Origin of the sequence: Phreatobacter sp., assembly GCF_030691135.1 — a bacterium.
GTDB lineage: Bacteria > Pseudomonadota > Alphaproteobacteria > Rhizobiales > Phreatobacteraceae > Phreatobacter.
Window position 1 is genome coordinate 26,108 of record NZ_JAUYFA010000110.1, and the last position, 14,716, is coordinate 40,823.

14 protein-coding genes are annotated in these 14,716 nt (G+C 68.6%); 10 read left to right on the top strand and 4 right to left on the bottom strand.

From position 1 onward, the window contains the following. The first annotated feature begins 72 nt into the window (after window positions 1-72). The 10 genes from Q8O26_RS19985 to Q8O26_RS20030 all read left to right on the top strand — a co-directional run bounded on the left by Q8O26_RS19985 (window position 73) and on the right by Q8O26_RS20030 (window position 11,465). Window positions 73-879 (top strand): TIGR00730 family Rossman fold protein, encoded by an 807-nt coding sequence (locus Q8O26_RS19985; protein WP_305578853.1) that lies wholly within the window; start codon window positions 73-75, stop codon window positions 877-879. Beyond that, the gene (locus Q8O26_RS19990; RefSeq protein ID WP_305578855.1) at window positions 879-2,474 is read left to right on the top strand and encodes an MBL fold metallo-hydrolase; all 1,596 of its coding nucleotides are present in this window, start codon (window positions 879-881) and stop codon (window positions 2,472-2,474) included. Before Q8O26_RS19985 ends, Q8O26_RS19990 begins: the two co-directional genes overlap by 1 nt. Before the next feature lie 103 nt (window positions 2,475-2,577). Then, a complete protein-coding gene (locus Q8O26_RS19995) occupies window positions 2,578-3,771 on the top strand; it encodes a CaiB/BaiF CoA-transferase family protein (protein ID WP_305578857.1) in 1,194 nt (397 codons plus the stop codon). Between the two features lie 22 nt (window positions 3,772-3,793). Next, the gene (locus Q8O26_RS20000) at window positions 3,794-4,597 is read left to right on the top strand and encodes an enoyl-CoA hydratase (RefSeq protein WP_305578859.1); all 804 of its coding nucleotides are present in this window, start codon (window positions 3,794-3,796) and stop codon (window positions 4,595-4,597) included. A gap of 11 nt (window positions 4,598-4,608) precedes the next feature. Next, a complete protein-coding gene (locus Q8O26_RS20005; protein ID WP_305578861.1) occupies window positions 4,609-5,382 on the top strand; it encodes a short-chain dehydrogenase/reductase in 774 nt (257 codons plus the stop codon). 109 nt (window positions 5,383-5,491) lie between these two features. After that, entirely contained in the window at window positions 5,492-7,288 is a 1,797-nt protein-coding gene (locus Q8O26_RS20010) for a gamma-glutamyltransferase family protein (protein ID WP_305578863.1), read from the top strand. Between the two features lie 24 nt (window positions 7,289-7,312). Further along, window positions 7,313-8,029: a DUF1028 domain-containing protein gene (locus Q8O26_RS20015; RefSeq protein ID WP_305578865.1), complete on the top strand. Its 717-nt coding sequence runs from the start codon at window positions 7,313-7,315 to the stop codon at window positions 8,027-8,029. Between the two features lie 64 nt (window positions 8,030-8,093). Then, window positions 8,094-9,626 carry an ABC transporter substrate-binding protein gene (locus Q8O26_RS20020; RefSeq protein WP_305578867.1) on the top strand — a complete coding sequence of 511 codons (1,533 nt, stop codon included), beginning with the start codon at window positions 8,094-8,096 and terminating at the stop codon, window positions 9,624-9,626. A gap of 9 nt (window positions 9,627-9,635) precedes the next feature. Continuing rightward, window positions 9,636-10,577: an ABC transporter permease gene (locus Q8O26_RS20025; RefSeq protein WP_305578869.1), complete on the top strand. Its 942-nt coding sequence runs from the start codon at window positions 9,636-9,638 to the stop codon at window positions 10,575-10,577. Window positions 10,578-10,580: 3 nt separating this feature from the next. Next, window positions 10,581-11,465, top strand: coding sequence for an ABC transporter permease (locus Q8O26_RS20030; protein WP_305578871.1), 885 nt, complete (start codon window positions 10,581-10,583; stop codon window positions 11,463-11,465). A 173-nt stretch (window positions 11,466-11,638) separates the two neighbouring features. Here the strand turns inward: Q8O26_RS20030 and Q8O26_RS20035 are convergent, their stop codons facing one another. From Q8O26_RS20035 to Q8O26_RS20050, 4 genes are read right to left on the bottom strand one after another with little or no spacing between them, the layout of a single operon-like run. Then, window positions 11,639-12,403: an ABC transporter ATP-binding protein gene (locus Q8O26_RS20035; RefSeq protein ID WP_305578873.1), complete on the bottom strand. Its 765-nt coding sequence runs from the start codon at window positions 12,401-12,403 to the stop codon at window positions 11,639-11,641. Then, window positions 12,400-13,416 (bottom strand): iron ABC transporter permease, encoded by a 1,017-nt coding sequence (locus tag Q8O26_RS20040; RefSeq protein WP_305578875.1) that lies wholly within the window; start codon window positions 13,414-13,416, stop codon window positions 12,400-12,402. Before Q8O26_RS20040 ends, Q8O26_RS20035 begins: the two co-directional genes overlap by 4 nt. A gap of 1 nt (window position 13,417) precedes the next feature. Beyond that, window positions 13,418-14,467 (bottom strand): iron ABC transporter substrate-binding protein, encoded by a 1,050-nt coding sequence (locus Q8O26_RS20045; protein ID WP_305578877.1) that lies wholly within the window; start codon window positions 14,465-14,467, stop codon window positions 13,418-13,420. Between the two features lies 1 nt (window position 14,468). Beyond that, window positions 14,469-14,675 (bottom strand): molybdopterin-binding protein, encoded by a 207-nt coding sequence (locus Q8O26_RS20050; RefSeq protein WP_305578879.1) that lies wholly within the window; start codon window positions 14,673-14,675, stop codon window positions 14,469-14,471. Window positions 14,676-14,716 lie beyond the last annotated feature (41 nt).

The window sequence follows — 14,716 nt, forward strand, 5'->3', positions numbered from 1 at the left end:
CTGGATCGACCATGGTTCGGGCAACGCCTAGGCTGCCAACCCGCCCATTGCCGCGCCCGGATCGGAGCGATCATGCCGCCATCGATTCCCTTTGGTGTCCCGAACGCCGAACAAAGATCCTCGACCTCCTTCCGTCTGCCGGCCCTTGACCAGGACTTCCTGCTCGCCGACGAGCAGCGCGGACTGCGCTTCATGTTGGAATATGCCAAGGCGGAGCAGATCCTTCGACGCTGGGCGGTGAAGTCGACCATCGTGGTTTTCGGCAGCGCCCGTGTGCGCGAGACCGGCAATCCGCGCCACGCAGCCTGGTATGGCGCGGCGCGCGCCTTTGGCAGCCTCGCCTCGCAGCATGGCGGCGCCATGAACCTCGGCGCGCAGGAACGCGAAAATGTCATCACCACGGGCGGCGGGCCGGGACTGATGGAGGCCGCCAACCGGGGCGCCGCCGATATCGGCGCGCCCTCCATCGGCTTCAACATCCGCCTGCCGCACGAGCAGCAGCCGAACCCCTACTCCACCCCGGAACTCACCTTCCTGTTCCACTATTTCGCCATGCGGAAGATGCACCTCGCCATGCGCGCCAACGCGCTGGTGGTGTTCCCCGGCGGCTTCGGCACCTTCGACGAGCTGTTCGAGATCCTCGCCCTGGTGCAGACCGGCAAAATGCGGCGGGTGCCCGTCGTCCTCTTCGACGAGGGCTACTGGCGCGCCATCGTCAGCTTCGAGGCGCTGGCGGACGGTGGCATGATCGCGGAGGACGACCTCTCGCTTCTCCAGTTCGCCGACACGCCGCAAGGTGTCTGGGAGCTGATCGCCAGCGCCGAGGGCATCGCCCCCTACGAGCGCGCGGTCGCGCCTGACGAAATGGGAGAAGGATGATGCCCCTGCGTATCCATGTCCTCGGTGCAGCCCATGTCGTCACGGGCTCCTGCTACCTCTTCGAGGCCGGCGGCCGGCGCATCCTCGTCGACTGCGGCATGTTCCAGGGGACCAAGACACTGAAGGCCCTGAACTACGGCGCCTTCCCCTTCATGGCGGAGGGGCTCGACGCCGTGCTCCTCACCCATGCCCACATCGACCATTCCGGCCTGATCCCGAAGCTCGTCAAGGCTGGCTATCGCGGGCCGATCTACGCCACCCGACCGACCATCGACCTCTGCTCGATCATGCTGCCGGATTCCGGCCACATCCAGGAAATGGAGGTCGAGCAGTTGAACCGGCGCAACGCCCGCAGCGGCGGCGATCTGGTCGAACCGATCTACACTGCCGAGGACGCCGTCGCGGCGATGGTGCAGTTCCGCCAGGTCGACTACGGCCGCTGGCTCGACCTCGGCGGGGGCGGCCGCGCCCGCTGGTGGAATGCCGGCCACATGCTCGGCTCCGCCTCCATCGAGATGGAGTTCGCGGGCGCCGGCGGCGACAAGCCGCTGCGCGTCCTTATGTCGGGCGATCTCGGCCCCGACGCCAAGCTGTTCCACCCCGACCCCGACGGCCCGGTCGACCTCGACCTCGTCGTCTGCGAGGCGACCTATGGCGACCGCGACCGCGCAGACACCAACGTCGCAGACCGACGTTCCGAGCTCGCGGCCGAGTTGCGCGCCGCCCACGCCCGCGGCGGGCCGCTGCTGATCCCCAGTTTCGCCGTGGAGCGCACCCAGGAGATCCTCGCCGACCTCCTCGACCTGATGGATCAGGACGACGTGCCGCGGGCGCCGATCTTCCTCGATTCGCCGCTGGCCATCCGCGCCACCGACATCTTCCGCCGGCACGCCGGGATGCTGGAAGCGGGCGGGGCGCTGGCAAGGATCAATACCTCGCCCGACGTGCGCTTCACCGAGAGCGTCGACCAGAGCAAGGCGCTGGCGCGGCTCAGAGGCTTCCACATCATCATTGCCGCCAGCGGCATGGCTGAGGCGGGGCGCATCCGCCATCACTTGAAGAACCACCTCTGGCGCTCGTCCACCACGGTGCTTTTCGTCGGCTATCAGGCCGAAGGCACACTCGGCCGCATCCTCCTCGACGGCGCGCCCTCCGTGACGATCCATGGCGACGCCGTCAGGGTGAAGGCGGCGATCCGGATCATCGAGAGCTATTCCGGCCATGCCGACTGCGGCGAGGTTCTCGCCTGGCTGAAGGAGCGCCGGCCGATCCGCGGTGCGGTCGCCCTCGTCCATGCGGAGGAACGGGCCCTCCAGGCCTTCGCGCCCATCGTCGGTGCTGAAGTTGTTGCCCCCGACAAGGTGCTGACACCGCGGCTCGAAGACATCATCGAGCTCGACCGCGGAATAGTCCGGCTCGTCCTGCCGGCCCATCCCCGGCGCCTGCCGGTAGAGAAGGTCTCAGGGCCCGACTGGCACAACGATTCCGCCTCCTTCCTCCTCGACCTCAAGGATGCGCTGGACCGGGCAGCCGACGACCGCGCCCGCGGCGTCATCCTGCGGCGGCTGAAGAAGGCTCTTGCCGAAGCGACCTGAACAGATCAGGGCGGGCGGGTTCCTGTCATGCCGGCTGTCCCCTTCCGCAAGGCCCGGAAACAATCCTAGTCTGCCGTCCCCTTGAGAATGCCCCGGACCGCCCATGCCCAGACCGCGCCCCTCGACCGCGCTCGACCACATCCGCGTCCTCGATCTGACACGGGTGCGTGCCGGACCGACCTGCTGCCGGGTGCTGGCCGATTTCGGTGCGGACGTCATCAAGGTCGAAGCCCCGCCCGGGGTCGATCCGAACGAAAACATGTCGGGCGACCGCCACGGCTTCGACATGCAGAACCTGCATCGCAACAAGCGGTCGCTGACCCTCAATCTCAAGACCGAGGAGGGCCGCGCCGTCTTCCTGAAGCTGGTCGAGACCGCCGACGTCGTGGTCGAGAACTACCGTCCTGACGTGAAGGACCGTCTCGGCATCGGCTACGAGACCCTGAAGGCGGTCAATCCGCGCATCATCCTCGCCTCCGTCTCCGGCTTCGGTCAGACCGGGCCCTATCGCACCCGCGCCGGCTTCGACCAGATCGCGCAGGGCATGGGGGGCCTCATGGCGATCACCGGCCATGCCGGCCAGGGGCCGATGCGGGCCGGCATCGCGGTGGCCGATTCCGCCGCCGGCGTCTATGCCGCCACCGGCATTCTGGTGGCCCTCGCCGAGCGCGAGAAGTCCGGCGAGGGGCAATGGGTACAGACCTCGCTGCTGCAGGCGATGGTCGCCATGTGCGACTTCCAGGCCGCCGTCTACACGGTCGACGGCAAGGTGCCGCCTCAGAACGGCAACGATCATCCCCATTCCACGCCGATGGGCGTTCTGCCGACATCCGATGGCTACATCAATGTCGGCGTCGGCGGCGAGGGCCAGTGGAAGAGCTTCTGCAAGGCGGTCGGGCGGGACGACCTCGCCGGTCATTCCGACTATGCCGATGCCCGCCGGCGCTTCCGCAACCGCCCGGCGCTGATGGGCCTCCTCGGCGACCTCTTCCGCACCCAGCCGACCGCACACTGGCTCGAACGGCTGGAGAGCGAGGGTGTCCCGGCCGGGCCGATCTACACCATGGACGAGGTCTTCACCGATCCACAGGTCGATCATCTCGGCATGGCCGTGCCGATCCGTCACCACGCGCGTGGCGACATCCGGCTGATCGCCCAGCCCCTCGTCATGTCGCGCACCCCCCCGGCCATCGAGACCCCGGTGGCCGAACCGGGGGAACATACCGCCGAGGTGCTGGCCGAGGCCGGCTTCTCCGACCAGGACGTCGCGCGCCTGCGCGCCGCCCGGATCGTCTGATTTCCGCCTGAAAGGACATGCCGTGACCGAACCCGCCCCGCACACGCCCTCCGTCCGCTATGCCGTGGCGGACGGCATCGCCACGCTCACCATCGACCAGCCCGCCAAGATGAACGCCATGACCTTCGACATGTGGTCGAGCGTGCCGGGCCTGGTGAAAAAGGCGGAGGAGGATCGATCGGTCCGCGTCATCGTCGTCACCGGGGCAGGCGACAGGGCCTTCTGCGCCGGCGCCGACATTTCCCAGTTCGGCGCCAAGCGCACCGGCGAGGAAGCCGTGCGCGCCTATGACGAGGCGGTGGCCGATGGCATGGCCGCCATCCACGATGCCGCCAAGCCGACGATCGCAGTGATCCGCGGCATCTGCTTCGGCGGTGGCTGCGCCCTGGCGCTGACCTGCGACCTGCGCTTCGCCACGGCCGATTCCCGCTTCCGCGTTCCTGCCGCAAGGCTCGGGCTCGGCTATGGCTTCTCCAGCATCAAGATGATGGTGAAGAAGCTCGGCACGGCCGCCGTCGCCGACATCCTCATCTCGGCCCGCATCCTCGATGCCGCCGACGGCGAGCGCGCCAATGTCATCCACCGCGCCTGGCCGCGCGAGAGCTTCGAGGCCGAGGTGAAGGCCTATCTCGCCACGGTCGCCGCCAATGCGCCCTTGACCCTCGCCGCCATCAAGCGATCGCTGGTCGAACTGTCGCGGCCCGAAGCCGATCAGGACGCCGAGGCCGTCGACGCCCTCGTCGCCCGCTGCTTCGCCTCGGCCGACTACAAGGAGGGCCAGAAGGCCTTCCTCGAAAAGCGCCTACCCGACTTCAGGGGCGAATAGGGAGCAACACCATGGATCTCGGGCTCGCCGGCAAGAAGGTCATCGTCACGGGAGCGTCGAAGGGGATCGGGCGCGCCTGCGCCGAGGTCTTCGCGCGCGAGGGCGCGCATGTGGTCATGGTGGCGCGCGACGCCGCCCGGCTCGCCGCCGCTGCGGCGGAGATTCAGGCCCGGCATCAGGGGCCGGTGGAGATCACCACTGCCGACCTCTCCCGCGCCGCCGACCGCGAGGCGCTCTGGGCCAACCACACCGACGCCGACATCCTCGTCAACAATGCCGGCGCCATTCCCGCCGGCGGCCTTCTCGACCTCTCCATGGAGACCTGGGAGGAAGCCTGGGCGCTGAAGGTGATGGGCTACATCCACCTGACCAAGCTGGCCCTCGGCGGCATGAAGGAGCGCGGTGGCGGCGTCATCGTCAACATCATCGGCATGGCCGGCCGACTGCCGCGCTACAACTATGTCTGCGGCGGTGCCGGCAATGCGGCGCTGATGGCTTTCACCGGCGCGGCCGGCGGCAAGTCGCAGGAATGGGGCGTTCGCATCTTCGGCATCAACCCGGCCGGGACCCGCACCGACCGCATCATCTCGCTGTCCAAACAAAGGGCAATTGACGCTTTCGGCGACGAAGGTCGCTGGGAGGAGATGCTCACCGATCTCCCCCTCGGCCGGCTCATCGACCCCACGGAAATCGCCAATGCGGCGGCGTTTCTCGCCTCGCCGGCCTGCGGCTACGTCTCCGGGGCGACGCTCGACATCGACGGCGGACTGGCTTTCAAGGGCTGAGCAGCCTCACGTTCCGGGGCTTGGCTCATGTCTTGCTTATGATACAAGCCTTTGCGAAGGCAGTCCCGCGCCGTGTCTCGGCGAGGGCTTGGAAGGATGACCCCGGACCATGTCCCGCTTTACCACCCGGCCCGAGATCGACGGCACGTTCGGCGTCGTGACGACCACGCACTGGATCGCCTCGGCAGTGGCCATGGGCATCCTCGAGCGCGGCGGCAACGCCTTCGATGCCGGCTGCGCCGCGGCCTTCACGCTGCAGATCGTCGAGCCGCACCTGAACGGCCCCGGCGGCGACGTGCCGGTCATTCTCTATGATGCGAAGAAGGAGGCGGTGGAGGTCATCTGCGGCCAGGGCCCGGCCCCGGCAGGTGCCACCATCGCGCATTACCGCTCCCTCGGCCTCGACCTCGTGCCCGGAACCGGCCTCCTCGCCACCTGCATTCCCGGCGCCTTCGACACCTGGATGCTGATGCTGCGCGACTACGGCACCATGCGGCCGCGCGACGTGCTGGAGGCCGCCATCTTCTATGCCCGCCACGGCTACCCGCTCGTCTCGCGGATCACCGAGACCATCGCCACCGTCGAGGCGCTGTTCCGCGAGCACTGGCCCTCCTCCGCGGCGGTCTATCTGCCCGGCGGCCAGGTGCCGAAGGCCGGCGACCTCTTCACCAACGTGAAGCTCGCCGAGACCTACGAGCGCGTGCTGCGCGACTGCGAGGGCGGCACCCGCGAGGAGGAGATCGCCCGCGCCCGCCGCATCTGGAGCCAGGGCTTCGTCGCCGAGGCCATCGACCGCTTCTGCCGCACCGAGGCGGTCTTTGACGTCACCGGACAGCACAATCGCGGCGTCCTCACCGGCCAGGACATGGCGACCTGGTCGGCCTCGGTCGAGGCGCCGATCCACTACGATTACGGCCGCTACCGCGTCTTCAAGCCCTCGACCTGGAGCCAGGGCCTCGCCTGTCTGCAGCAACTCGCGCTGGTGAACAGCATGGGCCTCGACGCCATGCCGGTGACCGGCCCGGATTTCGTCCATGTCATCACCGAGGCCGCCAAGCTCGCCTTCGCCGACCGCGAGGCCTTCTACGGCGACCCGGCCTTCGTCGACGTGCCGATCGCGACCCTGCTCTCCGATGCCTACAATGCCGAGCGCCGCAAGCTGATCGGCGACACCGCCTCGCTGGAGCTGCGGCCGGGCACGATCGCCGGGGCCGGCGGCAAGGTTGATGCCCGGATCGCCTCCGGCAAGCGCGTGGCGGTGGGGGCCACGGGCGCCGGCGAACCGACCGTCGGCGACATCGACACCGATCCCAACGGGGTGACGCGCGGCGACACCGTGCATTTCGACATCATCGACCGCTGGGGCAACATGGTCTCCTCGACCCCGTCGGGCGGCTGGCTGCAATCCTCGCCGATCATCCCCGATCTCGGCTTCTGCCTCGGCTCGCGCGCCCAGATGTTCTGGCTCGACGAGAGCCATCCCGCGGCGCTACAGCCCGGGCGACGCCCGCGCTCGACCCTCACCCCCACCCTCGCCTATCGCGACGGCGCGCCCTATCTCGCCTGGGGTTCACCCGGCGGCGACCAGCAGGACCAGTGGATCCCGCAGATGTTCCTGCGCCATGTCCATGCCGGCATGAACCTGCAGGAGGCGATCGACGCCCCCGCCTGGCACACCGAGCATTTCCCCGGCTCCTTCTGGCCGCGCACCTCGCGTCCCGGCGTCATCGTCGTCGAGAGCCGCTTCCCGCAAGCGACGATCGACGAACTCCGCCGCCGCGGCCACGAGGTCGAGGTCGGCGGCGCCTGGTCGGAAGGCCGGCTCACCGCTGCGCGGAAGGAGGGCCACCGCCTGAAGGCCGCCGCCAATCCGCGCGGCATGCAGGCCTATGCGATCGGACGATGAGGGGCGCGACATGAGGAGCTCGGCATGACCTGGTCGATCATCGCCAAGGACGAGGCCACCGGCGCCAAGGGCATCGCGGTGGCGACACGCGCCTTCGCGGTCGGCTCGATCGTGCCCTATGTCGATTCCGATCATGGCGCGGTCGCCACCCAGGCGCTCGCCAATCTCACCTATGGTCCGCGCGGCTTGAGGTTGCTGCGCGAGGGATTGCCGGCGGCGGAGGTCCTGCGCGTCCTGCTCGCCTCGGACGGCGGCGCCAGCCACCGCCAGGTCCACCTCATGGACGCCGCAGGCCGCTTCGCCGCGCATACGGGTGCCGACTGCATCGGCTGGTGCGGCCACGCGATCCATGAGGGCTTCTCGGTCGCCGGCAACATGCTCGCCGGGCCCGAGGTGATCGCCGAGACGGCCCGCGTCTTTGCCGATGGCACCGCCCTGCCCTTCCCGCGGCGGCTGATCGCCGCCATGCATGCGGGCGAGGCCGCAGGCGGCGACAAGCGCGGCAGGCAGTCGGCCGCCCTTCTCATCCACACCACCGAGGACTATCCCTTGCTGTCGCTGCGCGTCGACGACCACGCCGACCCGCTGGCGGAACTGGAACGCCTCGAAGCGGTCTGGCGCCAGCGCGCCAAGCACTTCAACGCGCTGCTGGCGACCCGCCGCGACCCGACCGGCACGATCGACCGCGACGTGATCAACGCCACCATCGAAGCCGCCATTGCCAGGGACGCCGCCGGCTGACCACATCCCTTCATCACCCCGCAGAAGAGCGCGACACGCGCCGAACAGACAGAGGACAGGACCCATGATCACCTTGAGACAGACCCTTGCCTGGACAGCCAGCGCCTTCCTCCTCGCCGCCTCGCTCGGCGGCGCGGCCGCGCAGCAACCCGTGCTGCGCATCGGCCTCGCCGAAGACCCGGACGTCCTCGACCCGACCCGCGGCCGCACCTATGTCGGCCGCATCGTCTTCGCGTCGATCTGCGACAAGCTCTTCGACATCGACGACAAGCTCGCCATCGTGCCGCAGCTGGCGCTCTCGCACGAGACCTCGGCCGACGGCCTCACGGTCACCATCAAGCTGCGCCCGGGCGTGAAATTCCACGACGGCGAGGTCATGGACGCCGAGGCGGTGAGGTTCTCCCTCGACCGCCACATGAACATGCAGGGCTCCTTCCGCCGGCCCGAGCTCTCCGCCATCGACAAGATCGAGGTGGTCGATCCTCTCACCATCCGGCTCGTCCTCAAGCAGCCCTTCTCGCCGCTGCTGTCGCAGCTCACCGACCGTGCCGGCATGATGGTCAGCCCCAAGGCCGCCCGCGAGCTCGGCGAGCGCTTCGGCTCGACACCCGTCTGCGCCGGTCCCTACAGGTTCGTCGAGCGCGTCCAGCAGGACCGCATCGTCGTCGAGCGTTTCGCCGACTACTGGAACAAGGACCAGATCACGATCGGCCGGATCGAATATCGCCCCATCGCCGACGCCACGGTGCGTCTGGCCAACCTGCGCTCGGGCCAGCTCGACCTGATCGAGCGGGCGCTCGCCACCGACATTCCGCAGATCCGCGCCAATACCCAGCTGCGCATGGCCGTCGGTGTCGATCTCGGCTACCAGGGCGTGACGCTGAACATCGCCAAGTCCGATGTCGGCAAACAGGCCTTCGGCCGTGACCCGCGCATCATCCAGGCCTTCTCGCTCGCCATCGACCGGCAGGCCCTGAACCAGGTCGTCTTCAACGGCTCGGCAATGCCCGGGAACCAGTGGGTCAACCCGGAGAACCCCTATTACCAGTCCCGTTTCCCGGTGCCGCAGCGCGATGTCGCGCGGGCCCGCCAGTTGATGCAGGCGGCCGGCGTCACCGGCCCGCTCGCCATCGACTTCATGGTACCGAACAACCCCGAAGTGCGGCAGGTCGCGGAAGTGCTGCAGGCCATGACGGCGGAGGCCGGCTTCGACCTGAAGATCCGCGTCACCGAGTTCGCAACCTCGCTGCAGGAGGCTGAACAGGGCCGTTATCAGGCCTACATGCTCAACTGGTCGGGCCGCACCGATCCGGACGGCAACCTGTTCTCGTTCCACGGCTGCCGCCAGCCGCTGAACTATTCCGGCTACTGCAACCCGGCCGCCGAAGCGCTCCTCGCCGAGGCACGCACCAAGACTGAACCGGCAGCACGCAAGGCGATCTACGAGAAGCTGACCGAAATCCTCCTCAACGAGGGCGGCATCGTCTATCTCTACCACCGCCCTGTGGTCATCGTGCATTCTGCCCGCCTGGAAGGCTTCCGCGCCTTCCCTGACGGCCTCGTGCGCGTCGTCGGCCTGAAGTTCCGCGGGAACTGACGGCTGGCCATGTTCACGCTCATCACCAGAAGGCTCATCCAGCTCATCCCGACCATCTTCTTCGTGTCGGTGCTGATCTTCCTCCTGCAGCAATTGCTGCCGGGGGATCCCGCGCTCGTCATGGCGGGCGAGGAGAAGGACCCGGAGGTGATCGAGCAGATCCGCAAACGCTACCGGCTCGACCAGCCGCTGCCGATCCAGTACCTCGCCTGGATCGGCGGCGTCTTCCAGGGTGACCTCGGGGAGAGCATGCGCCTGTCCGAGCCGGTGTCGACACTCGTCGCGCAGAAACTTCCCGTAACGATTCAGCTCGCCGTCATGGCGATGATCTTCACCCTCGGCATCGGCATTCCCGCCGGCATCATCTCGGCGGTGAAGAAGGACACCGCCTGGGACTATGTGGTGAACGTCGTCGCCCTCTGGGGCATCTCGACGCCGAATTTCTGGCTCGGGATCATGCTGATCTTCCTCTTCTCGGTGCAGCTCGGCTGGCTGCCAGCCTCCGGCTATGTCTCGCCCTTCGAGGATTTCTGGGCCTCCATGGCGGCGACCATCATGCCGGCCTTCGTGCTGGGCAATTCCTTCGCCGGGGTCATCATGCGCCACACCCGCGCCGCCATGCTGCAGGTGATGGAGAGCGACTATGTCCGCACTGCCCGCGCCAAGGGCCTCGACGAGCGCACCGTCATCCTCAAGCACGGCCTGCGCAATGCCTTGACCCCGGTCATCACCCTCGGCGCGCTCGAATTCGGCACGCTGCTGTCCGGCGCGGTGCTGACCGAGCAGATCTTCTCCATTCCAGGCTTCGGCAAGCTCATCGTCGACGCCGTGTTCAACCGCGACTATGCCGTGGTGCAGGGCGTCGTCCTGGTGACCGCCACCACCTATATCGTGCTGAATTTGCTGGCCGACATCGGCTACATCCTCGCCAACCCGCGCCTGAGGACCTGAGCCATGGCCCTCACCTCCTCCGGCGTCGGCGCGCCCGTACGCGAGACCTTCGAGAGCCCCGGCGCCCGCGCCTGGCGGCGGCTGAAGAAGCGGCGCACCGCCATGGTGGCGCTCGTCCTCCTGGTGCTGCTGGCGCTCATCGCCATCTTCGCGCCCTTCATCGCCACCCACGACCCGACGCAGCAGAGCTGGCGCGCCGTGCGCCAGGCTCCCTCGCTGACCCACTGGTTCGGCTCCGACGAGGTCGGCCGCGACATCTTCTCCCGCATCATCTACGGCACCCGCGCCTCGCTCTCCGCCGGCGTGATCTCAGTGGCGATCGCCATCGTCGCCGGCGTGCCGCTGGGGCTGCTGGCCGGCTATGTCGGCGGCTGGACCGACGCACTGATCTCACGCATCACCGACGCGATGCTTGCCTGCCCCTTCCTGATCCTCGCCATCGCGCTCGCGGCTTTCCTCGGCCCCTCGCTGCAGAACGCGATGATCGCCATCGGCATCACGGCGACGCCGGTCTTCGTGCGGCTGACCCGCGGCCAGGTGCTGTCGATCAAGACGGAGGACTATGTCGAGGCGGCCCGCGCCGTGGGTAACACCAAGATCCGCATCGCCTTGAGGCACATCCTGCCCAACGTCATGCCGCAGCTTCTGGTTCAGGGCACGCTGACCATCGCCACTGCAATCATTGCCGAGGCCTCGCTCTCCTTCCTCGGCCTCGGCCAGCAGCCGCCCGCCCCCTCCTGGGGCTCGATGCTCAACATCGCCCAGCGCTTCCTGTCCAACGCGCCATGGATGGCGATCTTTCCCGGCATCGCCATCTTCGTGACGGTGCTGAGCTTCAACCTGTTCGGCGACGGCTTGCGCGACGCGCTGGACCCCAAGGCGAAGTGAAGGGCGGCCGAGGCTCGTCGACCGAAGGGCGCCCGGTCCCCGTCATGCCCGGGTTTATCCCGGGCATCCACGACTTGACCATCGCCCTCTGAAAATTCGTGGATGCCCGGCACAAGGCCGGGCATGACGGGTGAGGTTCGGGCGATCTCCATGGAGAGAGCGGCAACGACCAGTCACCCCGGCAGGAAGGCCGTGCGGCCGCCGGGCTCCACCACCGTCTCCACCGGCGCGCCATAGAGCACGGCGAGCCGCTCCGGCGTCAGGATCTCGCGCACCGGCCCCTCCGCCATCACCCCGCCATCGCGCAAGAGCGCGACGCGGTCGGCGTGCCCCAGCGCCTGGTTCGGATCATGCGTCGTGAACAGCACGCCGAGCCCGTCGGAAGCCAGTTGCCGGATCTGCCGCATCACCTTGCCCTGGTTGCCGAAGTCGAGGCTCGCCGTCGGCTCGTCGAGGACGATGAACCGCGGTTCCTGGGCGAGTGCCCGCGCCACAAGCACGAGCTGGCGCTCGCCGCCCGAGATCATCGTCACCGGCCGGTCCGACAGATGGGCGATGCCGAGACGCTCGAGCATCGACGCGGCGACGGCGCGATCCTTCGCACCGGGCCGAGCAAAGAGCCCGCCATGGGCGGTGCGGCCCATCAGCACGAGGTCGAAGGCGGTGAAGGCGAAGGTGCCCTGGTGGCTCTGCGGCACATAGGCGACGAGTCGCGCCCGCTCGGGGATCGTCAAGGCCGCCAGCGGCCGGCCGTCGAGGAGGACGCTCCCGTCCTGCGGTGGCAGCAGGCCGAGCATTGTCTTGAGGAGGGTCGTCTTGCCGCCGCCATTGGGCCCGAGCAGGGCGAGCACCTCGCCGGCCCTGATCTCCAGCGTGACACCCCGGCCCACCGGATGGCCACGATAGCCGAAGGCGAGGTTGTCCGCCGCGATGGTCACGACCAGCCGCCGCGCGAGGAGGCCAGAAGCCAGACGAAGAAGGGGGTGCCGATCACCGCGGTGAGGATGCCCAGCGGCACCTCGACCGGACCGAGGGTGCGCGCCAGCGTGTCGATCAACAGAAGATAGCCACCGCCGAGCACCGCCGAAGCGGGGATCAGCCGGCCGAAATCGGGGCCGACCAGAAACCGCGCGAGATGCGGCACGACGAGCCCGACCCAGCCGATGATGCCGGCGGCCGCGACGCTCGCGGCGGTCGTCAGCGTCGCCGCGGCGATGATGACGACGCGCAGCACGCCGGTCGGCAGGCCGAGGGCGCGGGCCTCCTCCTCGGGCAGCGACAGGGCGTTCATCCGCCAGCGCAGGGCCATGAGGACGAGAGCGCCGAGCACGACGGGCGCGATCAACGGCACCAGATCGGCCGGGCTCGTGGCCGAGAGGGAGCCGAGCAGCCAGAAGGTCATCGCCGGCAGCTGGTTGTAGGGGTCGGCGAGAACCTTGACGAGGCCGACCCCGGCGCCGAGCAGCGAGCCCAGCACGACGCCGGTCAGCACCAGCGTCAGGATCGGATCGCCGGAACGGATCGTCGAGCCCACCGCATAGACCGCCGCCACCGCCACGAGGCCGCCGGCGAAGGCCGCCGCCTGGATGCCGAAAATGCCGAAAGACAGGAGGATGGCGAGCACGGCGCCGAGCGCCGCGCCGGACGACGCGCCGAGGATGTCGGGCGAGACGAGCGGATTGCGGAACAGGCCCTGGAAGGCGGCCCCGGCCACCGCCAGCGCCGCGCCGCAGGCCAGCGCCGCCAGCACCCTTGGGCCGCGGATCTGGAAGATGACAGCCTCCACCGCGGGCGAAAGCCCCGACGGCACGCCCGTCGCCCGCGACCAGAGGGCGACGGCGATGTCGGTCATGCCGATCGGGAAGCGGCCGACGGTGAAGGCGACGACCAGCCCGAGGAAGAGGACCGAGGCCGCCACCGCACCACCGCCCAGGGATCGGAGCGGCTGCATGTCAGTCCCGGCCCGCCAGAACACGGTCGATCTGCGCCTCGCTCGGCGTCACATGATAGAACAGCGTGTAGAAATCGCGCGTCAGCCTGCGGATGTCCTCCGGCACCAGCGCCGGATAGAGAATCTTGGCGAGCCACCAGAGCCCCGCCATGCGGTTGACTGAGGGCGGGAAATCGACCCAGCCGAAGGGCAGTTTCGGCGACAGGTGAATGCGCCCGTCGATGACGGCCCTGACGCCGCGCCAGGCGGGGTCGGACCGGACATTGGCCGCGAAAGTCTGGTCAATGGTGATGATGACCTCCGGGTTCCAGGCGAGCACCTGTTCGAGCGAGACCTGTGCGAGGCCGCCGCCCATCCCGTCGCGGGCGACGTTTACGGCGCCGAGGAACTCCACCGTCTCGACGTTGATCGACCCGGCGAGACCCGTCTCAAGCCCGCGCGACCCCCTCGCATAATAGATGCGCGGGCGTCGCTCCGCCGGAACGGTCTCGATCCGTGTGAGGAGCGTCTTCATCGTCTCGTCGCACCAGGCGGCGAGGCGTCGCGCCCTTTCCTCCCGCCCCGTGAGCTGACCGAGGGTGATGTAACTGCCCGCCGTCGCATCGAAACGCCCGTCGAGAAGGGCATAGGGAATGCCGGTCTGGCCCTGCACCCGGTCGGCGAGTTCGGCGAAGGTGCGGCGCACCGAGCCGACGTCGAGAATCAGGTCGGGCCGAAGCGCCAGGACGAGTTCCAGATTGGCCGTGTTGCCGCGCCCGGTGATGCGGCCGACCTCCGGCCTAGAGCCGATGTCGGGCAGCAGGAATTCCCGCTCGTCCGGCCGGTTCGCCCGCGGCCAGCCGATCAGCAGGTCGGGCGCCAGCGTGTAGAGCATGATCGCTGCAGGAGGGCCGGCGGGAAAGACCCGGCCGACACCGGTCGGAATGGACACCTGCCGGCCCGCGCCGTCGACGACGAAGGGTGCCCGCCCGAGTGCCGGGGCGGCGAGGCTTGCCCCCAGCCCACCGAGGACGATGCGCCTGTCGATTGGCGAGGCAATCCGACCGGGCATTTCAGTCGATCGCGATCATGACGTCGGAGGCCTTCACCACGGCATAGGCGCTCTGGCCGACGACCAGGCCGAGTTCGTCAACCGCCTCATTGGTGATGGCCGAGGTCACCACCGTGCCGGCGACGTCGAGCCGGACATGGGCCGTGGTGGCGCCCTTGGTTATGGACACGACGGTTCCCTTCAGCATGTTGCGCGCACTGAGTTTCATCGCAGTCACCCTCTGGTCTATGGTCCGGCCGCGACCATGAC

What these genes read in the sequence shown, in the direction of transcription:
- Q8O26_RS20020 (WP_305578867.1), top strand. Translation starts at nt 8,094, where the DNA reads ATGATCACCTTGAGACAGACCCTTGCCTGGACAGCCAGCGCCTTCCTC.
- Q8O26_RS20050 (WP_305578879.1), bottom strand. Translation starts at nt 14,675, where the DNA reads ATGAAACTCAGTGCGCGCAACATGCTGAAGGGAACCGTCGTGTCCATA.
- Q8O26_RS19985 (WP_305578853.1), top strand. Translation starts at nt 73, where the DNA reads ATGCCGCCATCGATTCCCTTTGGTGTCCCGAACGCCGAACAAAGATCC.
- Q8O26_RS20010 (WP_305578863.1), top strand. Translation starts at nt 5,492, where the DNA reads ATGTCCCGCTTTACCACCCGGCCCGAGATCGACGGCACGTTCGGCGTC.
- Q8O26_RS20025 (WP_305578869.1), top strand. Translation starts at nt 9,636, where the DNA reads ATGTTCACGCTCATCACCAGAAGGCTCATCCAGCTCATCCCGACCATC.
- Q8O26_RS20040 (WP_305578875.1), bottom strand. Translation starts at nt 13,416, where the DNA reads ATGCAGCCGCTCCGATCCCTGGGCGGTGGTGCGGTGGCGGCCTCGGTC.
- Q8O26_RS19995 (WP_305578857.1), top strand. Translation starts at nt 2,578, where the DNA reads ATGCCCAGACCGCGCCCCTCGACCGCGCTCGACCACATCCGCGTCCTC.
- Q8O26_RS20030 (WP_305578871.1), top strand. Translation starts at nt 10,581, where the DNA reads ATGGCCCTCACCTCCTCCGGCGTCGGCGCGCCCGTACGCGAGACCTTC.
- Q8O26_RS19990 (WP_305578855.1), top strand. Translation starts at nt 879, where the DNA reads ATGCCCCTGCGTATCCATGTCCTCGGTGCAGCCCATGTCGTCACGGGC.
- Q8O26_RS20015 (WP_305578865.1), top strand. Translation starts at nt 7,313, where the DNA reads ATGACCTGGTCGATCATCGCCAAGGACGAGGCCACCGGCGCCAAGGGC.
- Q8O26_RS20005 (WP_305578861.1), top strand. Translation starts at nt 4,609, where the DNA reads ATGGATCTCGGGCTCGCCGGCAAGAAGGTCATCGTCACGGGAGCGTCG.
- Q8O26_RS20045 (WP_305578877.1), bottom strand. Translation starts at nt 14,467, where the DNA reads ATGCCCGGTCGGATTGCCTCGCCAATCGACAGGCGCATCGTCCTCGGT.